The 22,156-nt window shown below is 40.0% G+C and carries 29 protein-coding genes and 5 pseudogenes; 12 read left to right on the top strand and 22 right to left on the bottom strand.

From position 1 onward, the window contains the following. Positions 1-126 precede the first annotated feature (126 nt). Positions 127-669 carry a 1,2-dihydroxy-3-keto-5-methylthiopentene dioxygenase gene (locus C1T21_RS17335; RefSeq protein ID WP_103049122.1) on the top strand — a complete coding sequence of 181 codons (543 nt, stop codon included), beginning with the start codon at positions 127-129 and terminating at the stop codon, positions 667-669. Between the two features lie 101 nt (positions 670-770). Here C1T21_RS17335 and C1T21_RS17330 read toward each other — a convergent pair whose 3' ends face one another. The 4 genes from C1T21_RS17330 to C1T21_RS17315 all read right to left on the bottom strand — a co-directional run bounded on the left by C1T21_RS17330 (position 771) and on the right by C1T21_RS17315 (position 3,034). Next, positions 771-1,565 carry an HAD family hydrolase gene (locus tag C1T21_RS17330; RefSeq protein WP_180984616.1) on the bottom strand — a complete coding sequence of 265 codons (795 nt, stop codon included), beginning with the start codon at positions 1,563-1,565 and terminating at the stop codon, positions 771-773. 155 nt (positions 1,566-1,720) lie between these two features. After that, positions 1,721-2,230 carry a hypothetical protein gene (locus C1T21_RS17325; RefSeq protein WP_061831521.1) on the bottom strand — a complete coding sequence of 170 codons (510 nt, stop codon included), beginning with the start codon at positions 2,228-2,230 and terminating at the stop codon, positions 1,721-1,723. 120 nt (positions 2,231-2,350) lie between these two features. Beyond that, complete coding sequence (locus tag C1T21_RS17320; RefSeq protein ID WP_013310543.1) at positions 2,351-2,557, bottom strand: DUF896 domain-containing protein; 207 nt, start codon at positions 2,555-2,557, stop codon at positions 2,351-2,353. Positions 2,558-2,665: 108 nt separating this feature from the next. Next, on the bottom strand, positions 2,666-3,034 hold the full coding sequence (locus tag C1T21_RS17315; RefSeq protein ID WP_034095187.1) for a LysM peptidoglycan-binding domain-containing protein: 369 nt from the start codon (positions 3,032-3,034) through the stop codon (positions 2,666-2,668). A 188-nt stretch (positions 3,035-3,222) separates the two neighbouring features. On the opposite strand from C1T21_RS17315, the gene lexA reads away from it, so the two are divergent. The 5 genes from lexA to C1T21_RS17300 all read left to right on the top strand — a co-directional run bounded on the left by lexA (position 3,223) and on the right by C1T21_RS17300 (position 5,788). Beyond that, positions 3,223-3,849 (top strand): transcriptional repressor LexA, encoded by a 627-nt coding sequence (lexA, locus tag C1T21_RS17310; RefSeq protein WP_013310545.1) that lies wholly within the window; start codon positions 3,223-3,225, stop codon positions 3,847-3,849. A gap of 283 nt (positions 3,850-4,132) precedes the next feature. Further along, on the top strand, positions 4,133-4,435 hold the full coding sequence (locus C1T21_RS17305; protein WP_103049120.1) for a hypothetical protein: 303 nt from the start codon (positions 4,133-4,135) through the stop codon (positions 4,433-4,435). A gap of 236 nt (positions 4,436-4,671) precedes the next feature. Then, positions 4,672-4,836 (top strand): hypothetical protein, encoded by a 165-nt coding sequence (locus C1T21_RS27400; protein WP_016821950.1) that lies wholly within the window; start codon positions 4,672-4,674, stop codon positions 4,834-4,836. A 41-nt stretch (positions 4,837-4,877) separates the two neighbouring features. Beyond that, complete coding sequence (locus C1T21_RS27395) at positions 4,878-5,018, top strand: hypothetical protein (RefSeq protein ID WP_165177052.1); 141 nt, start codon at positions 4,878-4,880, stop codon at positions 5,016-5,018. A gap of 230 nt (positions 5,019-5,248) precedes the next feature. Continuing rightward, complete coding sequence (locus C1T21_RS17300) at positions 5,249-5,788, top strand: GNAT family N-acetyltransferase (RefSeq protein WP_103049119.1); 540 nt, start codon at positions 5,249-5,251, stop codon at positions 5,786-5,788. 270 nt (positions 5,789-6,058) lie between these two features. Here C1T21_RS17300 and C1T21_RS17295 read toward each other — a convergent pair. Then, positions 6,059-7,018 (bottom strand): annotated as a pseudogene (locus tag C1T21_RS17295) (MFS transporter); the annotation flags it as partial. A 916-nt stretch (positions 7,019-7,934) separates the two neighbouring features. On the opposite strand from C1T21_RS17295, the gene C1T21_RS17290 reads away from it, so the two are divergent. Continuing rightward, a complete protein-coding gene (locus tag C1T21_RS17290) occupies positions 7,935-8,267 on the top strand; it encodes a hypothetical protein (protein ID WP_103049118.1) in 333 nt (110 codons plus the stop codon). Positions 8,268-8,328: 61 nt separating this feature from the next. Here the strand turns inward: C1T21_RS17290 and C1T21_RS17285 are convergent. Then, positions 8,329-8,523, bottom strand: a pseudogene (locus C1T21_RS17285) (fibronectin type III domain-containing protein); the annotation flags it as partial. 27 nt (positions 8,524-8,550) lie between these two features. Between C1T21_RS17285 and C1T21_RS17280 the strand changes: the two are divergent. Then, positions 8,551-8,889, top strand: a complete 339-nt coding sequence (locus C1T21_RS17280) for a hypothetical protein (protein WP_258012512.1) — start codon at positions 8,551-8,553, stop codon at positions 8,887-8,889. A 106-nt stretch (positions 8,890-8,995) separates the two neighbouring features. Here the strand turns inward: C1T21_RS17280 and C1T21_RS17275 are convergent. The 13 genes and pseudogenes from C1T21_RS17275 to C1T21_RS28085 form a co-directional block, all read right to left on the bottom strand. Next, positions 8,996-9,215: pseudogene (locus C1T21_RS17275) on the bottom strand (hypothetical protein). A gap of 156 nt (positions 9,216-9,371) precedes the next feature. Next, positions 9,372-9,824 (bottom strand): hypothetical protein, encoded by a 453-nt coding sequence (locus C1T21_RS17270; RefSeq protein WP_103049117.1) that lies wholly within the window; start codon positions 9,822-9,824, stop codon positions 9,372-9,374. Positions 9,825-10,018: 194 nt separating this feature from the next. Beyond that, positions 10,019-10,312 (bottom strand): annotated as a pseudogene (locus tag C1T21_RS17265) (NucA/NucB deoxyribonuclease domain-containing protein); the annotation flags it as partial. A 3-nt stretch (positions 10,313-10,315) separates the two neighbouring features. Then, on the bottom strand, positions 10,316-10,465 hold the full coding sequence (locus tag C1T21_RS28495; protein WP_374703728.1) for a hypothetical protein: 150 nt from the start codon (positions 10,463-10,465) through the stop codon (positions 10,316-10,318). A gap of 109 nt (positions 10,466-10,574) precedes the next feature. Then, entirely contained in the window at positions 10,575-10,976 is a 402-nt protein-coding gene (locus tag C1T21_RS17260; protein ID WP_146032505.1) for a hypothetical protein, read from the bottom strand. Positions 10,977-11,079: 103 nt separating this feature from the next. After that, the gene (locus tag C1T21_RS17255; RefSeq protein WP_103049115.1) at positions 11,080-11,694 is read right to left on the bottom strand and encodes a hypothetical protein; all 615 of its coding nucleotides are present in this window, start codon (positions 11,692-11,694) and stop codon (positions 11,080-11,082) included. 37 nt (positions 11,695-11,731) lie between these two features. Next, positions 11,732-12,772 carry a hypothetical protein gene (locus C1T21_RS17250; protein ID WP_103049114.1) on the bottom strand — a complete coding sequence of 347 codons (1,041 nt, stop codon included), beginning with the start codon at positions 12,770-12,772 and terminating at the stop codon, positions 11,732-11,734. A 161-nt stretch (positions 12,773-12,933) separates the two neighbouring features. Next, positions 12,934-13,488, bottom strand: a complete 555-nt coding sequence (locus tag C1T21_RS17245) for a phage holin, LLH family (RefSeq protein WP_103049113.1) — start codon at positions 13,486-13,488, stop codon at positions 12,934-12,936. A 2-nt stretch (positions 13,489-13,490) separates the two neighbouring features. After that, positions 13,491-14,399, bottom strand: coding sequence for a GH25 family lysozyme (locus tag C1T21_RS17240; protein WP_258012511.1), 909 nt, complete (start codon positions 14,397-14,399; stop codon positions 13,491-13,493). Next, positions 14,332-14,496, bottom strand: coding sequence for a GH25 family lysozyme (locus C1T21_RS28090; protein ID WP_258012510.1), 165 nt, complete (start codon positions 14,494-14,496; stop codon positions 14,332-14,334). Before C1T21_RS28090 ends, C1T21_RS17240 begins: the two co-directional genes overlap by 68 nt. Beyond that, entirely contained in the window at positions 14,474-14,836 is a 363-nt protein-coding gene (locus tag C1T21_RS17235; protein ID WP_258012509.1) for a phage holin family protein, read from the bottom strand. Before C1T21_RS17235 ends, C1T21_RS28090 begins: the two co-directional genes overlap by 23 nt. A 112-nt stretch (positions 14,837-14,948) precedes the next feature. Further along, on the bottom strand, positions 14,949-15,164 hold the full coding sequence (locus tag C1T21_RS17230) for a hypothetical protein (protein ID WP_103049112.1): 216 nt from the start codon (positions 15,162-15,164) through the stop codon (positions 14,949-14,951). A gap of 86 nt (positions 15,165-15,250) precedes the next feature. Continuing rightward, positions 15,251-15,739, bottom strand: coding sequence for a phage antirepressor KilAC domain-containing protein (locus C1T21_RS28085; protein ID WP_258012508.1), 489 nt, complete (start codon positions 15,737-15,739; stop codon positions 15,251-15,253). A 483-nt stretch (positions 15,740-16,222) separates the two neighbouring features. Between C1T21_RS28085 and C1T21_RS17220 the strand changes: the two genes are divergently transcribed. Both C1T21_RS17220 and C1T21_RS17215 read left to right on the top strand, forming a co-directional pair. After that, entirely contained in the window at positions 16,223-17,026 is an 804-nt protein-coding gene (locus C1T21_RS17220) for an undecaprenyl-diphosphate phosphatase (protein WP_103049111.1), read from the top strand. A 181-nt stretch (positions 17,027-17,207) separates the two neighbouring features. After that, a pseudogene (locus C1T21_RS17215) lies at positions 17,208-17,662 on the top strand (AraC family transcriptional regulator). A 139-nt stretch (positions 17,663-17,801) separates the two neighbouring features. Here the strand turns inward: C1T21_RS17215 and C1T21_RS17210 are convergent. After that, the gene (locus C1T21_RS17210; protein ID WP_103049110.1) at positions 17,802-18,395 is read right to left on the bottom strand and encodes a stalk domain-containing protein; all 594 of its coding nucleotides are present in this window, start codon (positions 18,393-18,395) and stop codon (positions 17,802-17,804) included. Between the two features lie 785 nt (positions 18,396-19,180). Between C1T21_RS17210 and C1T21_RS28080 the strand changes: the two genes are divergently transcribed. Both C1T21_RS28080 and C1T21_RS28490 read left to right on the top strand, forming a co-directional pair. After that, positions 19,181-19,339 carry a transposase gene (locus C1T21_RS28080; protein WP_308411645.1) on the top strand — a complete coding sequence of 53 codons (159 nt, stop codon included), beginning with the start codon at positions 19,181-19,183 and terminating at the stop codon, positions 19,337-19,339. A 774-nt stretch (positions 19,340-20,113) separates the two neighbouring features. Beyond that, on the top strand, positions 20,114-20,311 hold the full coding sequence (locus C1T21_RS28490; protein WP_180984606.1) for an IS3 family transposase: 198 nt from the start codon (positions 20,114-20,116) through the stop codon (positions 20,309-20,311). Positions 20,312-20,332: 21 nt separating this feature from the next. Here C1T21_RS28490 and C1T21_RS27080 read toward each other — a convergent pair whose 3' ends face one another. Together C1T21_RS27080 and C1T21_RS17190 are read right to left on the bottom strand one after the other, a co-directional pair. Further along, positions 20,333-20,542 (bottom strand): hypothetical protein, encoded by a 210-nt coding sequence (locus C1T21_RS27080; RefSeq protein WP_146032504.1) that lies wholly within the window; start codon positions 20,540-20,542, stop codon positions 20,333-20,335. Positions 20,543-21,188: 646 nt separating this feature from the next. Continuing rightward, complete coding sequence (locus tag C1T21_RS17190) at positions 21,189-21,959, bottom strand: adhesin (RefSeq protein ID WP_103049107.1); 771 nt, start codon at positions 21,957-21,959, stop codon at positions 21,189-21,191. Positions 21,960-22,156: the final 197 nt, after the last annotated feature.

Below are 22,156 nucleotides of genomic sequence, written 5' to 3'. Positions count from 1 at the left end.
TGAACCCTGACCCTTTAGCTATAGTCATTTGCATTATAAAATGTTGAAATCCTGTATTGTACAACGTTTCAAGACATGGTATTCTTTATACAACATTAATCCAAGTGGAAAAGAGGGAATAAATATATGGCCGAAATCTTAATACGTAACACGAACGAACGAATTAGCGATGAAGAGCAAGTACGTGAATTTCTGGAGAGTCACGAGATATTGTATGAACATTGGGATGCTTCCAAATTGTCCGGGGAGCTGCAAGAGAACTTTACCTTAACTGATGATCAAAAGGCCGCTGTTCTCAAAACATTTGAACCCGAAATCAAGGATTTAGCCGCACGTCGCGGATATAAAATATGGGACGTTATCACTTTATCTGAAGCAACACCGAATTTGGACGAGCTGCTGGCCAAGTTTGAGCAAATTCACACCCACACCGAGGATGAAATCCGTGCCATTGTCGCTGGTCAAGGCATCTTCATCATTAAAGGCCCTGAAGAGATCGGCTATTTTAACGTAGAGCTTTCACCGGGGGACGTTATCTCCGTACCTGAAAATATACCTCACTTCTTCACTTTAATGGAGAATCAAAAGATCGTCGCAATCCGCTTGTTCATCGAAGAAAATGGCTGGATTGCCGAACCGTATGAAGATCCAACCTTCATTAAAGCATAATTACGAAATTATCCTTGTGTGAATAAAAAAACTCCCTCTGCTCTGTAACAATCGAGCGAAGGGAGTTTTCTTAATACTCGTTTCTAAAGACTATGGATTTCTTACTTTAACGATTGAATAATTCCGTCCAATTCAGACAGATGCTTGATTTCGAACTTGGGCTTGATCTCTGTGGTGTTGGTTTTAGCATTTCGGTTCACCCACACCGAGTGTACACCTGCTGCCAACGCTCCTTGAATATCAGTCGTCAGCTTATCTCCTACCATTAAAGCATGTTCAGGCTCAATACCAAGAAGCCCCAAAGCATGCTGGAATATAGACGGATCAGGCTTGCCTCGACCAAATGAACCTGAAATGACAACATGATCAAAGAAAGGAGCTAATTGAGGAACTCCATCCAGTTTCTCCTGTTGTAGATCAGGGGAGCCGTTTGTCAGCAATAACAGTTTGTAATGTCCCTTCAATTGTTCTAGAATCTCAAACGTTTCTTCATATACATGTGGACGCGCGCGTCTTTCCGAAGCAAATTGGGTAGCCAGCTTTTCCGCCAACTTCTCATTATCTATCCCTAGTTGCTGAAGTCCTCTGCGCCATGATTCCTTTCGATAAACAGGGGCCAACTGTTCCAATTGGCGGAATTCAGGTTGCTCACCTACTGTAAAATTCGCCCACAATCCTTCAAACGGATTAATGCCGATCATTTGAGTAAAACTAAAGGTTTCATAGGATTCATACAAAGCACGTGCTTCCTTACGTACGGCTTCCTCCAGAGTTTTCGGATTAACGCCTGCTTCACGGGAGCCTGTTTGGCACGCTGCATCAAATGCCTCTTCTACACTACGTTCATCCCATAAAAGGGTATCATCAAGATCAAACATTACCGCCTGAATCGTCATCTGAATTATCCACTCTCTTTCCACAGTATATGTACACCTATTTGCTCGGTTAAGTATTTGAATCGTTATGTGTGCCCATATTAAGCAAGCGGCCGCAGCATGTTATATGAAATAACATCATACGGCCTTTGTTAAAGAGCTACAGGCTAAATCAGTTATTTCTTGTCCACCTGTATCTGATTGGATAGCGCAAACTTCTCAAGTCGCTCTGCAATGGCATCCGTGTCATAGCGACCTAATGATTTAGTAAAAATGAAATTACCGCCCTTACCTTTTCTTTCAACGGTTACGTAACCCTTTTCAATCTTGATGGCTTTCATGTCCCCTGCCGTCATTGGACGTTCTCTACCACCTTTCAGCATATAGAGAGTATCCTTTCCCACTTTCAGATAAGGACGACGGATGAAAAAGATAACAGCCAGCATCAAGTAAAGGCCGAATACAAGCCAATCCATCCCTCGCATGCCAGTCTTAGTCAAAAAGTAACTCATAAGCATGTACAATACAGAAAGACCTGCCAGCATAATTGGCACAGTAATGTTACGGCCACGGAAAATATCCATTGCAGAACCTGCGCCGTTAATGGTTTGAATGCCTTGCTTTTTGCGCGATTTATTTAAATGCGCTGTGTTTTTGCGTACTTTTCTTTCAAATGATCGGGCCATCTCTCAATTCCTTCCCAGATATATTACAATAAAACAATTGCCTCAAAGCTGATCTATATAGATACCATGAAAGGTACCTAAAACAAAAGGCAAATTGTAGGCTTGGGCGCTTTAACAACATTAATGCTTCAGCCCGTCATTTCCCTTCGATGTATCATCGTCCACAAATTCAATCGTCTCAAGCTGCTGCCGAAAATTACGGCGAATGTTACCTAAATAAATTTCCCGAAGATTGGCGCGCTCTGTGGCTTCCTCTTCCGTCAAACCCTCGGATTTTGCTTTGCGCGCTAATTCATTAATGCGCTGTACCAAGCTGTCTATATCCAAATTGTGTCCCCTCCATAAAAGCAAAGATATAATACACTTTGACATGTAGAAAAGAGCTTGTCAAGGCTCCCGTATTACGCTCCCTGACAAGCTCTAATAGTCTATAGATCAGAAGTTAGGAAGCTTGAGTACCTGACCTGCCTGCACTCCCCGATCCTCCAAACCGTTAATCCGCACAATTCCTTCTATATATACCCGTGTATCCATTCGTTCCGGTTTATGATTTGCGGCAATCTCCCACAACGTATCCCCGGGTTGTACGGTCAGTTTAGTCACTTCTTCCTTGGAAGCTGAAGGTGCCGCGAAAACCGTAAGTACACCTGCCCCTGCAATCCAAGCAACAATCACTATAATAAGAAGCTTAAGTAAAAGAGTATTGGTAATAATCTGCATAAAACGCGCCCTACCCTCTTTTCGGGTCTCCTGTAAATTTTCTAAATTCATCGGGAAAATACTTTGATAAGTGCTATATTTCATCATTGGCTGTGTCCTCCAAACGTTTGTTCTTATGTTTTCACAATATAACACGAACATTTGTTTTGTTCAATAGAAAAGAGAACAAAAGTTCGCAATTATTTTCAGGGATTATTTAGAACTTATGTTTGTACGAACGGAGGTTCTATGCTATAATTTTCCCAAACGTTACTAAATGGGGTTGATACGGTATGTCTAAGATTTCGAGCCGCCAGCAGGCCATTCTTGAATTTATCCGCAATGAAGTGCGTCTAAAGGGGTACCCCCCTTCTGTACGCGAAATAGGCGAGGCTGTCGGATTAGCCTCCAGTTCTACGGTTCATGGTCATTTGGATCGTTTAGAGAAAAAAGGACTCATTCGCCGCGATCCTACAAAACCACGGGCTATTGAGTTACTCGGTCAAGACGAATCGGATAACAGCAACTTGATTAATTACTCCATTAGTCGTGTCCCCGTCGTCGGCAAAGTAACTGCTGGCCTTCCTATTACGGCGACAGAAAATATTGAAGATTACTTTCCTCTTCCCCAACACTTTGTTGGTGAGGATAAAATATTCATGTTATCTGTTGTAGGCGAAAGCATGATTGAGGCTGGGATTGCTAACGGAGACTATGTAATCGTACGTCAGCAGCAGACCGCTGATAATGGTGATATTGTTGTAGCTATGACAGATGAAGACGAAGCTACAGTTAAAACCTTCTACAAAGAAAAAGATCATATCCGGCTTCAACCTGAAAATCCAGCCTTTGAACCGCTTCGCCTGACACACGTCAGCATTTTGGGCAAGGTTGTAGGACTCTTCCGGGACTTCCACTGATTTCTCGTTCTTTCTTCCCCGTTATTCTATCCACTAATACAAAACCGGCTGCCTAGGGCAAGCCGGTTTTGTATTGCTATTATGTTTATTATGTATCTCACAACTATTTTTTCATTTCAGCAACCTATTCCTATTTTTTCTACTATAAAATCAGCCTCCCCATCTCAAATAATCCCCCACTGATCTTGAGCAACTATACTGTCATGGGCAAAACTAATAGATCTTTCTTTGATTTGGATAAATATGGTATATTAATTACTCATAGCTCTGTAGGAGGAATTAAATGAAAAAAATTATAATTTCAGTGTTTGCTGTGATATTTATCGCCATAAGCTGTGTAGTTCCAACAATGGATCATTTGTATGCAAAAGAGAACTCACACATAACAACCTACGATCGTATTCAGTACATACAAATACTTATCCATTTCAGGTATTTAGAAAAGCAACTTGAAGCTGTAATTTCCGAAAGAAACAATTATCCAGAAGACAGCCAAGAATATAAACAGCTCTCTGAACAACTGAATCATATTCTTGCTCAAGAGGCGTACTACGAGAAAAAAATTAATACTCTTAATAGTAAATAATTTTCAAACTAAACTGCATATTATTTATCTACACTATTAGACTCATGCCGACCTGCCTGTAACCTTCTCCTGCAACGTAAAGTTGAAATGGCGAAGACAGGCTCGCATGAGGTTTTTTTGTTAACCATTAGGAATATAGGTACCAGCTTCTTTTGGCTTTTAATAGATTTATGCTGATACATTACTATCACAATTGACATATGTATATAGCAGACCTAAGCAAAGGAGATATGCAGATGATCAGAAATAGAGTTAAAACGTATAAGCATCGCATCGGGAAAAACAGATATCTGGTCGTTAAAGTCTTTCAAGCCGCAGCTGCTAAAACAGGAAGCGGAAATGCACTAGCAACCAATGCCTTGAATATCAAAATTTCCAAGCGTAAGCATAAACACCACTAAGATTCATCCGTACCTTCATTTCCTTGAAGGGAGGTGATCATATGAGCAGAAGACATTGCAGACGTGATTTGAGAAGAAGAAGATCAAACATCCGTTCGAATCAAAGAGCCGTTGCGCGTGCAAGAGGTAACGCACTGGCTGTTAATCTGTTTAGCGTAAATGATAGACAACGCAGACGTTAATAATCGTTTTCAAGCAAAAGCAGGAAGGATTCTTCCTGCTTTTTTTGTGTTAAACAGCAAACCTAACTACTGCTATGAATCGTTTAAGCAAGCGGACGAGATCGTAGAATATCACACATAGTTGAACAGTCGTTACAGTTTTGCTCTTTTTATAAATCTAACAGACAGGAAAACGTGGTTCTCTTTTAGAATAGTGTGCATAGAGAAATTAAACCAGGAGGAGACAAGCCATGATAATTAAAATGTCACTTTCTAATATGGGAGATTTTAAGAAGTCAAATGAGAATAACGGCTTTATTGTGTCAGGAAGGATTATACCTAAATACGAGAACGATAATTGGACTTATATAGAAGAAAGTTTTCCCGAACCATATTTTAAACAGTATGAGGATGATGACGTTGACATCAGTTATATTGATGAACAAGGAAAATCTATTTTTTTATATTATGATGAGAACGACTGTGTTGGGCAAATTAAACTTTGTACTAATTGGAATGGCTATGCTCTAATTGAGGATATTGCCGTCGCTAAAGACTGGAGACACAAGGGAATCGGAGCAGCCTTATTGAGTAAAGCAACCGAGTGGGCTAAGCAGAATAACCTTGTTGGTCTTATGCTTGAAACACAGGATGTGAATGTTTTAGCTTGTCGATTCTATGCTAAAAATAACTTTGTAATCGGCGGAGTTGATACTATGCTATATTCTAACTTTTCTACTGCCCATGAAAAAGCGATTTTTTGGTATTATAAGTTTATGCATTCAAATTAGCCTATCCTTCTGTAACAAAGCTTTGCCGACCAATTAAGGTTACAGAGCTTTTGATTTATTTAGAGTATTCACTTACTTCAAACGTGAGGATGCAATCAATTTCAGCATGTAATCCTCTTCTGCTCTTATAAGGAATCTGAAACTGAACGTTTATATACAATAACAGTTAAAATCCCGCTAATTATAATGACCACTGTAAAAATCAATACATATTGCTATATAAATAAGCAGATGGAAAATTAATGATTGGTATAAATTTTTGATGAATAAACCTTTCTTATCAACAAGTGCTCCTCCAAGGAAACCAAAGAAAATAACACTCATCGTTCCAAGAAAAATAATTCCACTGCCAATCATTGCGGTACTTAAGTGATGAACACCTTTCATCATATAAGGGACCATAGAAACAAATCCAGCTACGGTACCAAACATAAGTCCGCCACAAAGGATTCCTATCATAAATGCAGGATTTTTCCCCAATGAAGGATCAATAAAAGGATTGGTTACTTGTCTGATATGTTTTAAAAAGATCAAGAAAAAAAGAATACTTATCACCAGAAAAGAATTCTGTAAGACGTTGTATACAACATAAACATTACAATGCCTAGAGATATAAGCACGATTCCTGCAATGTCAAGTGAACCCTTTAATATGACTTCCTTTTTCAATAATTTTATCAGGAAGGGAACAGTGACAAACGTTAGAACAGGAAGAAACAGTAAATAAGACCAATGAATATAATGAGCAATCATCCCACCAATAGCCGATCCTAACCCTTCAGCCATTGCTACAATAGATCCGATGGAGGCCATATCTTACCCCTGTTTCTTTTGGGATATAGCGAGCAACTACGACCATCACAAGTGAAGGAAATGCAGCTGCACCAATCCCTTGTATAAACCGACCCAAGATAAGTGTTGGAAAAAAAGTATGTCCCATAAAGCCAATTAATGATCCTATGCAATTCACTATGATTCCAAACAGAAGCAACCTTTTAATACCTAACTGATCAGATAGCTTTCCGTATACAGCTGTTCCTATAGAAAAACTTAGCATAAAGGCAGTATTTACCCAATTTGTAAAGGCTGGTGTTTTATTGAATTCACCAGCAATATCAGGTAAAAAGATATTAAGAACCATTTCATTTAACACACTAAAAAACGAAAGAACACAACGCCATATTAAAATTTGGTTATGGCGTAAAACGGACTGTGAATAAGGGGTTTTCACTTTTGACCCTCCAGAAATAAGGTACATTCAAGACATGAGTGTAGCCTCCTGATGTGTTATGCGCAAATTATATTCCGAGTACAAAAAATAAGCTCCATATCATTGGAGGCTTAATACAGCGCCTATTTCCATACGAGAAAATGTAATGATCTTTGGGTCACCATTCCAGCCCTCTATGATTACAATATAGAGCGTATATCGCTCTTGTTGTCCCCCTCTTCCAAAGCCAGCAGACGCGCCTTTATGTCCACTACACTGCTACCTGTTTTCAACTCCAGTTCCTTCATGTTGGGCCCACGTCATTGCTCAGTAGAATAACTGTAGAGTATTGGTAGTAGCGTTTTGATATCGGGTAACAAAACGCTCAACTTCTTTGTTACCTGTCGTTTTCCGTATACTATACAGGTCAGAACAATGAACGATAAAAGAGGATACAACTATTGTGCAACAATAGCGGATTAGACGGTTGCCAAAGCGACACTGAACTTTTGCAGAAGTTTACGATGGTGTACGTGAAGCCATGGAAAGGATATGGGGGCGATATTCCTGAGCCAGTAGGATAAGACAAGAACTAGCAATAAACTTAATGTGTGTATTCCTAAAAGCCTGTGTCATCCAATGTTAAAAAGGGCTGCCGCAAATGTTTCCTTGAACCAGCATTGTCTTTAAAAACCTGAGCAAATGAGAAATTTACAATAAAATTCGGAGTTCACAACTCCGTTAACCCAGCCTAAACAGACGTATCCCAGCTAGTACCAGCCTCAAACAGCTGGTCATTCACCAGATTGGTGCCAAGATGCCAAAGGCTGAGGATAGCTGCCACTTCCGTAAAACAGTTTCCAATTAAGCGTACAATCGCAGCACGTTAGATACATTTAAACTAATCAGGAAATTATCCAAGTAGGGGGAAATAACCATGGCATTTGAAGGTTATAGAGAAGACAAGCGAGGACATTGGTTTGACTGGCCATTCCCCTTGTCGGTATCAATACTGTATGTAGATGCGGATGCGGATGCGGATGTAGATGAAACAGAAACGAAATGGTACCTCATTGTCGAACAAGAAAAACATTTGATCCGAATTAGGGATGAAAAGCAAATTGAACTGCTTAATCACTGCATGTATGGAATCTTGTTAAATGACGAGAAGATCAACTGGATTATTGATAAAAATGGCGGTAGATTTACCTATCACGACAGTGTGCAAGATTTCATCAAATTCCAGAAAGAATACCTGGATATATTCTAAAAGCCGTGAACAGTTAAAAGCTCTGCCGACCAATTAAGGTTAGCAGAGTTTTTCGATTTATTTAAACTTCAAACGTCAGAATACGATCGTATAGCATGTAATCCTTGCGGTTGCTGAATGGTCCTTTATTGTTATCGTGCTTATTGATGGCATATGAAGCCGATCCAGATCCAGCCTGCTTGCTTTCGTAGCATGTGATAAATTCATTGACCTCTTTCATGCTCAGATCGAATTCTTTCTCCAATCCTGTTGTCATTCCATTAGTGTCGAAGTTAGGGGGAATTTGTCCTGCAAAAAAAGATTCTATCAAACTTTGGCAGATAGAATCTTTTTCCGTTATTTAACGATAAATTCAACAACTGTTAAAAAAGGTTATGGACATGTAAAGATTAAAGTTCGGAATGAAGGAACATCAAATCTCACTTGGAGCTTGCAGGGTAACGGGAGAGAATATGTCTATAAAACTGTTGGCAAAGAAGACACATTAACGTGGACTAGTCTTAATTCATTCCCTAATGGGATGCCTTCAGGGGAATACGTAATTCAATTCAGAGCCAACGGTAACAAAGTTGAAGGCGAAGCTTGGGGTACTACTGGTCAGTACCCAGGAGACATTAACTAACCGTTACTACAAGCAGGGGAGCGTCTTGGAGTTAAATCCAAGGCGCTTTATGTATTCAATGTTGCCTTACTCAGTGTCTAACAAAAGCCCAGCCGTCCAATTAAGGTTAGCAGGGCTTTTTGTATACTCTAAATTCAAACTGATTCCGCATATTATACACTCCGGCAATCTTAATCGTATCGGGAGAAAACTTCTACGGATCCTCCATAGTCTATAACCGATACCCAATCCTCGCCCAACGACTGAACAACGTACACCTTTACCTGGCTTAATGCAGCTGCAAATAGTTCTATATCCGACTTTAACACTCTATATGTATGGTTCATGCTGATCACCTCAATAATTTATTCGGTCAAAGGTATGGTAATCCCTTCAACGAAATAAGCTCTGCCAACCAATTAGGTTAGCAGAGCTTTTAGATTGTACGTTAGACAAAATTGTGGTTTCCCGTTTAATTAGTAACTACTATTCCAGTAGATAACTTAGGCATCAAACTGTCTTGCCTGTATAATAAAATTCATATATGCTCCGTACGTGTTACTGACTACTACCGTGTATTTAGTTTGTCTAGTGCTATAACCCGATATAGTTCTTTGCTCCCCGGCTGGTATTTTTTGAGTTGTACTAAGACCACCAGATAATGTAAGTATAATATCTGTCGAACCATTATTCACTACATTTATATTAAACGATTCACCATTTGAAGGGACTAGTTCAAATGTAGTTTGATAATCATCATAACCGCGAAAGTTTGTGTATTGTATAGGAACCGAGCTGAAGGGTGTGATAATTGAGTGTGTGTCTCCTGGATTTGCCTCCAATTCACCAACTCCTGTTACCACCTCTGGTTCATTGTCAAAACTTGCCGCAGAAGTTATTGGGCTTAAAGATAAAAAAAGAGTTGCAGCCAATCCTAGTCCAATAATTTTTTTCATGATAACTTGCCTCCACTTTTTGTATTTGTATTTACAGTTTATATTATACACCTTATTCCATTATTGGTTTTCTATTGGACAAATAAACTGGTATTTCGACATAAAAATGATTCTGTAGTTCTATTATTTATAGGATTTACCAGAAAATTTTAGTAATATGCTCCGTCCTACCTATACGGTAAGAGGGGCGTTTGCTATTTTATGATAAATTCCACTCGGGTACCATCTTCGTAGTCATCCAACTTGTGACCAACCCACGATCCAGCTCCACGATTATCCTTTGGACTTATGTACTTAATGTCTGCACCCTCTCCACCTTCGGAACACATCGCCATAGGCCATTCATCCCTATCCTTGCCCTTCTTGGTGGGCGCGCCCTTTAGGGACAACTCACGATTATGGTCGGCTCCATCACGGTCTATGGTGCATACTGGTGATTTTCCCGCCTGAATGGCTTCCTTAATATGCTGTGCCGTTTCGTGATAACGGTCTTACGGAAATTCCAGCTTAACCGTGTCTGCCGATACCTGTGATATTGGAACGGCTGCAGGGTCGCTCTTAGTAGGCTTTACAACATCTTGTTGTACGCTGCAGCCAGCTAATAGGATTGTAATTAGTACGGTGAATATCCATTTAAACATATGTATTCCTCCCCATAACGTAAAAAAACACCCAACCAGCGTGGCCAGTAGAGTATCACCTATACTTTATGGTCATTCTATAGAATAAATTTCGCTCCCTCTAAATATTTTAAAGTTTATCAATAAACTCTTGGGCTAAACGCTTTGAAGTAAATCTAGGACAGCCTACAATATTTATCATTAGCCCTAATACTCCAGATATGATTGCAATCACAACAGAAGCACCTAAATTCTCAAATAAATAGTCACCTATCATCCAGCCCGCTACACCACAAGCTAGACCAAATACAACAGTCATAATTAGACATGTTACAGGAACAAAAAGAAGAAGTAGGCACACGATAAAAACCCAAGCACCAACCCACCATTCTCCCTCTGGCCACCAAGTTCTATTAGCCCATCTACCAGCGACTACAGACACCATCAGGATTTCGCATAGAACAAATATTTCTGCTAAACCCGCAGTTTTGTAATCTTTAATACCCTCCGCTACTTCTCTTCTAATACTCAATACAATCACCCTTACGCATATTAATATTAAACATACAATATTGCTTTCACACACTTGAAAACACCCCACCAGCTTAGCCAGTAGGGTGTCACATCCTTTTAAGCTACCTTTGTCTAAACCGTTCTGCCTCTCGATCATCTAAATATTTTTCCAGTCTAGACATCACACGTTTATACTTTTCTGCTTCATCTTTCTCTTTTTCAATATTCTCAGAAATTTTGTGCAAATCAACGCTATAAATTACAGATAAGTTAATACCGAGCCTTAAAGATGTAAGAAGCATGTAAAAAACAAATAAGAAGAAAAAAAACGATTTTATAAACTCATTAGTAATCAAAATGGCGAAAAAGGAGTAAAAAACAACAACAAAAGAAGCGATCAATCCAGTAATAATATATTTAATAATCTTTTTCAAAAGATTATCACTCAGTAACGCCATAACTGAATTAGCTTTAATACTACCAAGTACAGATAAAACCGTAATATAGATGCCCACAAAGATTGAAGCAATCGTTGTAATCGTTCCGATATTAGGTTCTATAATCAAGTCATAACTATGATAAAGAAATTTTTCCAGTGAATAAAGCCCATAACTCATATTAAAAAGAATTAATAGCTTGTTACCTAGAAATATCAAAACAAAAAGAGAGCACACTATCCAGATTAGCCCTTTTTCAAGAAACCATCCAATTCGATCGGCCCAACGAGATGTTCTCATTAAAATCACTTCACTCTCATAGCTTCATAACTAATTATTAAGCTGACTGTTCATCTTCATCTCTTTGACCTTGCTGAATTGGTACAAAATATTTTTCCCCTGGCAAAGGCACCAAAGCAGGCATATTTGCTTCTTCATCATAAGGCATTCTTCGGATTGCGATAGAGCCCTGTCTACCCTTTTCAATATAACGCTCTAAAATTTTATCTCCTATGAATTCCCAGCCATGATTAGCTTTGTCTCCTTCGAGAACTGAATCGCTTTTCACGCCTATATTTTTCAGTTCCAGTTCTTGAGTTTTTTTGCTTTGCGGAGTTTTATACTTTACTTTACAAGATAAGATTGAATCGTTCTCATTGATTTGCAGTAGATCAATGAGCCTTAAAATCTCCACACTATCTAGATCAACTTTTCTTTTACGGCCCTTTCCAAAACTAAGCTCCACTATGGGCGCGTCAGTTTCCTCATTAATTGTACCAGCTAGATTCATTAATCCACCGAACACAGAGCTACTTTGTGATGGATTTTGAGAGCGAAGTAACGTCGCAGCAAAATCTTCATCTTCAGCATTCATTTTTAAAGTTACGCTTTTGATGTCATTAGATCTTCTAATGTCAGCTAAACTAAGTTCAGAGTCAACTGGCAGGAAACTAACCGCCCATTGTTTCCTTGGATTATCCATAGGGAAAAATGAATTAAGATAATCTTCAATATCCTGTACTTTTACTCCAAAATAATTAAACTCTACTAATACAGTCCTTACCATTGGTACCGTAACCAAAGTAACCATCTCAATGATATCTTTGTCAATCATACTCGCTTGATCAGAATTAATATCACCAGCATATGGTTTAATTGACTGTCTATACTTTCCAATGCAAGCTACTCTGCAGGTCTGATCCAAATCGTGATGTGGCATCTTAACATGAAACAAGGCAGTAGGGTGAAATTTAATCTTTCTAAGACGATTATGCCAATCAATATTCATAACTGCTTCAAGAAAATCAGAAAAATATAAAGTAGTTGCGGTTCCGTTTAGTGTTATTACGACATTATAATAATGAAACTTTCTTGCCATCTTCAATTGCCTCCGTCCTGTAACCTAGGAAATTTATACTATTTTCATAGTTCTATGATCCCTGATTATGGAACGTTTGGCAATTGGAACAAATGTTCTTCTGTAGAACGTATGTTCCCTATATATTATTATATATAATATACCTATATAAATCTAGTCATTTATTCCACTGCTAAACCCGCTACAGTTGCCCGTTCTGCTGGAGCGGTTTCTTGCAACGACTTAGGCACCGCGCTTTCCGTCGCTTCTGGTCCTGTAGCCTGTATAAGTATCTCCGTTACCTTAGCTGCCAAAGAAGATACAGCTTCCTTAGCAGCCGCTTGAGTAGCTTCTTCACTCGGCTGTGCTTCGGTAGCAAACATTGTTTTTGTCTTAGCCTTATACTCTAGATATGCCTTTTCAATCGCGGACCTTAGCTCTACTTGGGATACTACGATACCTTGACTAGAAAGAGTAAGTGAAACATACTGCAAAGCCTCCTGAAGCTTTCGTTCACCGTCAGCCTGCTTGAAAGCTGTTTGAGCAAAGGCAAAGCCCTCTCCAGCAATCTTATGGATTACTTCTCTCTGTGCCGCCGTAGTACGCGCCTCAAGCCATGCGTTTGCTTTACCTTTAACTGTGTTCAGTCCAGCCAAAACGAATGTCGTAAGTACTCCTACGGCAGCTGTAGCAATAGTGGTCACGTATGGTTGTACACCTTCAATTAATGTTTGCATGATTACTCATCCCCTTTCGTTTTCAGAACAGCAATTTTATTTTTAGCATCCCATGAAATCTCGGCTCCGTAAGATTCAGCAATGGGCTGTAATTGTACATAAGCAGTTCCCTCAACCAATTTAACTGATTGCAATTTGCGATTGTTCAGATATGCGACCTTTTTAGCATTGTCCCAACGTAAAGGAATACCAAGAGCATTCGCCAGCACGCGCAACGGAACGTGATTCTTTCCATCAAACAGCAGAGCTTTACCCACATTCTCTCCGTTGATCTGGAATGATCCATCCGCAACAATCGCAGGTTCTTCTTTGGGTACGGATGTCTTCTTCCTAAACCGTGTCCGAAGCTCATCTGCCGTACCGTCAAATTCATTCAAATCGACTGGACCCGCTATGCCAGCCACCTTACGTGTGCCGGACGGCAATGTGCCACCAGCCGAGCCATTGCTATACTGCCAGAAATCCCAGCGTGACCAACCAGATGCGCCAGGCGGAACCTGTGTGGCGCTGTACCGGGCAATCCACAATGGGTAATCGGATAAGCCGCTGAAATTACCGATGAACGAAGGATATGTGTACACGATTGGTCGTACTCCAGTAAGCCGCTCAACTTCCGCCAGAAATGTCCTGGCTACGGCTGTAAGCGCCGCTTTGCTTAAGCCGGACTTGTTGGACTCATAATCCATTACTGGTGGCAGATCGAAAGACGCGATGCCTCCGGCTGAATTAATGGCGCTCACAAAGTTTGCAGCTTCCTTTCGGGCATCCTCCGGCGTTTTCGCAGAGTCGTCTACATAGTGATAAGCTCCAACCAGGACTCCTACAGCTCGTGCAGCCTGTGCATTACCGATGAATGTTTTGTCCCGGTATGACTTCCCTTGACTTCCCTTGACTGGCTTTGATGAAGGCAAACGATAAACCGTCTTCCTTCACTGCCTTCCAATCAATCTTTCCTTGATAACGGGATACGTCAATCCCTTGAGCATTACAGCTGTTTCGTTGTTGCATCCTCTTTCTCTCCTTCCTTACCACTTTTACTTTTCAAAACTTCTACGGCCTGTCGGATCACAGGCGGGATAGGGGCGCCGAGTCTGCCGCCATTCTCCAAAATGGACAGCGGCTCATTTGCCATATAAAAATAGGCGACCGCATCCCGGAAAAGGTGCGAATCGCCTAAGACTCCATCAATTAGATGGGATACTGCTACCATTGCAAAGATAAATACCTTTCGAGCGATACCGATAAGACCAATCTTGCTTTTTAAACCTGGTCCAGTTCCCTTCTTACCTTCTGCGCCAGCAGCAAATAATCCGGTCACATAATCAATAATGACCAGCGCAAGTAACACCCCAATACTCCCGACCACCCACCGTAAAAATACGTCACAGCGCTACTACCTAAAGCTGCGCTGAACTTAAAAATCTCCCACTTATCCAACCTTCTTTCCTCCGTCTCTCCGTTCAGGAAACTTTTCCTGAGCTATCATTGTCTGTTTTCTGATCTTCTTGCGCCTGTATCTCGGCTAATGCATCTCCTATTGCTATATCCAAACCTTTAAGTATTTCTTTCCGGCGCGCTGGTTGCGAAGCTATCACAGCAGAAATGACCTCAGTCAATTCTTCAATTGGCCTTGTTAGATCCAGTTGTATATCCAATGTAGATTTTATTTTTGCCACGGGTTCATCACCTCCCTCAGACACAAAAAAAGACACCTTTAGTTTGCAGATGCCTTTAATTGCTCCTTATTATAAATTTTCACAAGCTATTCACGACCTAACTGTGTAAATCTATGGTGATAGATCACTTTTCCGTTATCAAGAACTTCTTGTTTGATTTCAACATAGCCGCAATCCGTAAATCTGCTATACAACAACCATGTGTCATTCTGCCTGAATTGAATCATTCGATTGCCTAAATCATGGTTAAGAGCAATTGCTGACTTAAATCCGAGTTCTTTGGCAATCTCTGTGGCAGTATAGGTTTTGTTAACATGCATTAGGATTGCATTTGTTCTTTCCGCCTGTACTCTGGCAGCACGTTCTTCCTTGAGCTTAGTCAGCAGTTCAATTCCAAAGTCAGGATTATTGAGGATATTATCAATCACAGTATCCGTAGCATATATTCCATGCTTCCTGATCGACGGCAGTATTTCATCAGCTACCTTGGCCTGAAATGCCTCGGCTACTTCGTTTCTTGCCTTCATTGCCAGTCGATAAAAGATGTTTTCGGGAATAAAAGTATCTTTCGACACTTCTGTCGAAAACTTCAAATCCGATAAATACTGCCTCACTCTATCCTATTTGACATACTCTGTACATTTGATTTGTCTGTAAATCCTAATCCTCGAGCCACATCCTCCAAATTCAATTGCGGCGTGCCGTTTCCATCAATAAATCCTCTTACTCCGTGAATTGTAAGTATATCCATTACGATCTCACCTTTCTTTGTACGCAAAATAAGCCCCTGAGTTATCAGAGGCTTTTATACTTATATCTTAAATTGGTTTTGTTACTATAACGCTGCGGATTTTAGAGAAGTATTGTTCGTGGAAATAGAGCATTAGACTGAATATACGTCATTAGGCTAAAAGGCAGGTTAACTCTAAAAAGACTTATAAATGAGAAATGTGACAATTATGTCACTCTGAATAGAATATTGTTATGTTGATCGATGGGAATATGTAAATGTCCCCCTTATACTGGGAATTGTTATTTTTGAAGGGGGATAGCCACTGATGACTGATGTAATCAAAGCAATAATACTTGGCATAATAGAGGGCTTAACTGAATTTTTACCGGTATCGTCTACTGGACATCTTATTTTAGCAGGCAATTTGCTTAGCTTTGATGGTGACGCTGCAATAACTTTTAAAATTGTTATACAGTTAGGTGCAGTGATGGCAGTTCTAATTCTTTATTGGAAAAGATATTTGGAGATTGGGGCTAATCTGATTAGAATGGATTTTTCCCAAAGTAAAGGATTAAATGTAATTCATATGATTTTGGCTATGTTACCAGCATTAATCGTATATCTTCTCTTCAAGGACACAATAAAAAGCCAATTATTCGGCCCAACTCCCGTCTTGATCGGTTTAGTTGCCGGTGGCTTGTTGATGATTATCGCAGCACGGAGTAGGAGAACTAAAACCACTGATACGATTGATGGGATTAATTATAAACAGGCTTTCGGGATTGGCCTGTTCCAATGTTTGGCTTTGTGGCCGGGATTTTCGAGATCGGGTTCGACGATTTCAGGTGGCCTTTTACTTGGCACTAGCCAAAAAGCCGCCGCAGACTTTACGTTCCTTATTTCCGTACCTGTTATGTTTGGTGCAAGCTTGTTGGATTTGTACGATAGTCGCGAGTTGCTAAATTCTGACGATATCTATCTAATGTTAATTGGCTTTACGACATCCTTTCTTGTGGCGATGATTGCAGTAGTGACGTTCATCAAACTAATTAAGCGACTCGGATTGGAATGGTTTGCCCTATACCGTTTTGTCTTAGCAGCTCTCTTCTATTTAATCGTCATACAGTAACCAATTTATTATTAAAGAAATATCTCCACTATCATTCACACATTGTTGAGAAGGCGCATATGTCTTCTCTTTGGGTATTAGGCGCTAATTTGACTATTTTTAAATTGAGTTGTTTATCATTTTAAAGCATTATAAGATGGTTTCAGACATCGATGTACTTTAAAAAGAAAGAGAAGAAAATATGAAGGCTGAAATTGAAAAAATACCGTCTTGTAGAATTGCATACATGAGACAGATTGGTCCTTATGGAATTGCAAATTCACAAATAATGGAGAAATTTAAAGGTTGGGTTAAATCGAATAATTTATTTAATAATACGTCTATTATCCTTGGTATTGCCCAAGATAATCCTGCATTTGTGAAGCCAGAAAATTGTCGCTACGATGCATGTTTGGTTCTTTCTGATGATTACTGTGTTAATACTGATGAAGTAAGTCTAAGCAACATTAGTGGAGGAAGATACGCTGTTTTAAAATAAATCATACAGCAGAAGCTGTTCAAAAGGCTTGGATTGAAATATTCCTGGAGTTGGATAATCAAAGGTTCAGCTTAGATGAAACCAGACCTATCTTGGAGCGATATACAGTTGAACTTATTAATAATCATTATTGCGAAATTTGCGTTCCGATTCAATAGACGTATTAAGATATAGGTTGTTTCTATTATTGAAAGCAGTCTAATACTATCCTCTTTTATAAAAGTAAAAGCCCTCTGTTTAAGAGGGCTTTTGTGTATACAGTATATAATTTTTGTTTGCTACTAGATTACTACTTATTTATTTAGTAGCTAATGCTGCTTTAAGTTGTTCTAGCTCTTTTTTATGCTCTAATAAACTGTCTTTGGATTCTTGTAATTCCTTTTTTGTCTTAGTGGCGCTTTTTTCAATGCGCTCAATAAGTCTTTGATCGTCGCCCGCCGCACCTATTTTTCTATCGATGTCAGTCAATGACTTTTCATATTTTTTAATATTATTATTAAGTATTTCGATCAATTCTTCCACAGTTCCAATGTGCTTTACAATTAGTTCCTTGGACCAATTGGTATATGGGTTATCTTTCAAAGCTATTGCTTGTGACTGCTCTTTAACAACCACATTAGAAGAAGGAGTTCCTGTTGCAATTTCAATAGTTTTCCTCTTCACCGCTAAGTTCGCCCCCAGAGATTCTGAGATCGAACGCAAAGGTACATACGCTGTACCATCGACGGCAATAGCGTTTTCAGACAATGTTGTTCCATTTACTCTCACATTGTATTCCCCTGCAACAGTCTTCCCAACTAGTGATTTTACTTGATCTGCCGCAGCTCCACCAGAAGTAACTAGCAGTACTCCAAGTAAAGCACCTATAAACATATACATCTTTTTATTCATCTAAATGCCTCCGCTAACGGTTTATTCGTTCTCATATTACCATTGGAAGATATTGTCGTAAACAATTATGTTGAACATGAACTGCTACCCCCACCTACAGGACTTCTACGACCCAAGAGCATTAAGCTACCACCCGAACCTCTTCGACCTAAAGAAATGGTCTCTTGTCCTGTTAAGGCATAAGCCACAAGTCCGAATGAATCAACCTTAATTCTTCGACCTGTCTTACCTGTAAAATGATTCCAACTGCCAGACAAAACTATTAGGCCCTGGTGGAGGTATATATCCCGGAGAAAATTGTAATTTCTAAACAAGCCGAGGTAGTTAGGAACATTGTTGAAACCACTTATTATAGTTACAAGAAGAAAATTATTCTACGTCACGATTAAATCTTTCCATAGAGGACTTTGCGTATTGAGCAAAATGAATCTGTTCATTTATAAGCACATACATGTATGCCAGTAAGATCAATGAAAAAAGTAAAATCAATCCGCTTATATGGAAACCACATACGAATAAAATAGCGAGTGCTGGCAGCAGTGATATCAATAAAAAAACTCCGATTCGCTTCATCATATTATTTCCTTTTCTCATGTTTTCGCAATCTGAGATATACATATATTAGGCTTGCACTGGCCCCCAATTGGCTCCTTTCATTCGTACAAAAGTAAAAACCTCTCCAAGTGTGATATGTTCCTCTCATAGTAGACAGAAAAGAGCAAGCCATCTAATCTGTCTATTATGGAGGGGATTTTTTTATAGGAGAAATAAGAAAAACTTACGATGTGAGCTTCAAGATAAAGACAGTGGATCTGTACCTCAAAAAGGGAATCGGATATAAAAACGTGGCACGAGAAATGGAGATTGACGCTTCGCTGGTTCGCCGATGGGCGAGACACTTTAAAGCCGAGGGAATGAAAGATCTAGAGGAAAACGAGACATAGCAAAAGGGCCAGGCATCGGCAGACCTCGAACACGCCCCGAAGATCCGGAGGTCAAGCTGAAACGCCTCGAAGCAGAAAATGAAATGCTAAAAAAGCTCTTGCAGATGTCAACGGAGGAATGGAGGCTGTACCCAAGAGTACAAAGTTTGCGGTGATCCAAGAATTGCTTAGTTAGGGACATAGCATAGTACTACTATATAAACTGGCCCGAGTGTTCAAAAGTGGTTTTTATAAGTGGATAACATGAAAGATGTTTGTTTCACCCAAACAGCGGGAAGATGAAGCTATGAAGCTAAAAATCATGGCATGTGACGAGGAACTGAAGGGAATATACGGTTACCGCAGGGTAAAGGTTTAATTGAATTAAATCTACAGCATACATATGAATCATAAGCCACGTACTTATGGTGAACTGGGGATCAATGCGATCATTCGTAGGAAAAAACCCTATTATTGCAAGAAAGAACCCTACGTCATTCCTGGCAATCATCTGAACTAGGAGTTTAAGGCTGACCAGCCGAATAAGAAGTAGGTAATAGACATCACTTACCTAATGTTCAATGGACTGAGACTCTACCCTTCCGCGATTCAGCATCTTTTTAACAACGTAATTGTTGCCTAACAGATCAGCCGCAGAAACGATTTGAGCCTGGTGTTAGTTACGGTGAAAAAGGCAAGGAAGCGACAAGATGCTCGAGGTGTTATACTACATAGCGACCAAGGATTTCAACCTCTCGCCAATATACCAACCTGCTCAAGCGATACGGAATACAGGTGTCCCGAAAAGGGAACTGCTGGGACAAGGCATGTATAGAGAACTTCTTCAGCAATTTTAAAACCGAGTGTTTCTATCTCCATTCCTTCCATTCAGCTCAACAGGTGGAGCATGCTGTTCAAAAGTATATCCATTTCTACAACCATGAACGCTTTCAAGAGAAACTAAACAACCTGACTCCTTTTCAGGCTGCTTAATTATTGCTTTTTGATAGCTGTCTACTTGACAGGGGTCACTTCATGATTGTGGATGCTTCTTAATTTACTTAGATCAGATAGTGACTTGGCCTTCTTCGGTTTTTTATTTTCCAACTTACCACCGTGGAGAATGATTTCGAATTCCCGGTTTCTGTTCTTGGCCTTCATGAGCGCTCTAATCGTTGGAATGGTCATATTAGGCCGTTCTGAATCAGAAATACCATTACTCACGCATAAAGCCCAAAGTTCTATCCAGTCTATTTTCCGATCATCCTCAGGAACCTCTTGCTCTTCTTCGTCGTAGGCTCATAATCTTCATCAGGTGGAAACAACTCCTTATAGAAATCGTTCTAAGAGGCCATCCAACTCCTTAATGCCCTCTTTGTCTACATTCTCGTATACTTCCTCCGTCAGTCCTTCTACCCACACAAGGTTAAAGGCTTCCTTATGCAATGCTCAACTTTAGGCCAATCGACCTCGGCCCGTTCTTCTGTAGCTTCCCATTTTTCGCGACTAAACAAAAAAGAAAATTTATATTGATTGCCGCTCATGAGTTGTCGTACCTGACGGATCAAAGCAATAGTTCCGATTTGTCACAATAAAAAAGAAGGTAGGAAAAGTTTCCTTACCTTCTTAGCATTCATATTTCTATGTCTGAATAATATAATTTTTACAATGTTATCCAGTTCAACTTTGAAAATAGGCTTTGGAGTAGTGGTAGTGTTTAATGGATCTTATTACTGCCACTACATTCTCTTGCCATGCTACACAATTGCGTCTGCTTAATATGAGTGGAATTAGACAAACTGACGATGGAAATCGTACAGTCTTTTCTAAGGCGGCTACATATGATGTTCTATATATCATTAAGAATGGCTTAAACAGTCAACTTTAATATAGTAAGAGTGGTATTGGTAAAGTTATGAAGTTGGGCTGGGGTTGCATTTGCATTTACCAATTGAATAGTTGTAGGAACGACCCCTACAGTAATAATGACTTCTGCCGAAATTGGTCCGCCACCGTTACCCGTGAAGGGAACAGGGGTAACAGGGATTCCATTTACGGTAAGGTTAAAGTCAGCATCACCTTGGTTATGAATTGTAAAATTTATTAGATAGCTCCCCGTTTCGTTGATTGTTATCGTTGTAGATGGAGGAGTGAAAGTAAATGCACCACCAACATTAGCTAAAACTCCAGTAAAGGTAATTGGTGAGTTACCCGGAACTGTGTCAGTTCCCGTGCCAGGATCTGCTCGGAAAACACTTAAGAAGTCTGTTATACCGGCGCCTGCAGGTCCCGCTGCCCCCGTTGCTCCTGCTGGTCCTACCGCTCCTGCTGGCCCTACTGCTCCTGCCGGTCCCACTGGTCCTGCTGGCCCTACTGCTCCTGCTGGTCCTGTTGGTCCGGGAATTCCTTGAAAACCTTGTAGCCCTTGCTGGCCTTGAGCACCTGGAACTCCCTGTGGACCCGGCAGTCCCTGAGGTCCTTGAGGTCCTTGAGGTCCTTGAGGTCCTTGAGGTCCTTGAGGTCCTTGAGGTCCTCGGATCCCTTTAACAATAACTTTCGGTAACACTTTGACTTTTTTAACTACACATCTTCTAAATTTTCTCCGATGCATACTCTTCTGCCAACAATAATGTCGAAACATAATTAATGGTCACCTCCAAAGTCTAGTCAAAGTAGCTTATTGTGCAATTAACCAAAAAGATTGGGCTGTTGACTTCATTTCGGGAAAATAGGCATAGGTCTGACCCTATCGTGTTAGCATTATTACAGCTCATCCTTCTGAAGCTTAATATCCAGTTCAATTAACCGGTCCAAATCCTACACTGTCTGTATTTTTAT

Origin of the sequence: Paenibacillus sp. F4 (genome assembly GCF_002894905.1) — a bacterium.
GTDB lineage: Bacteria > Bacillota > Bacilli > Paenibacillales > Paenibacillaceae > Paenibacillus > Paenibacillus polymyxa_B.
Note: the sequence above shows the minus strand (reverse complement) of the source record. Positions and strands in the feature narration are given on the sequence as shown.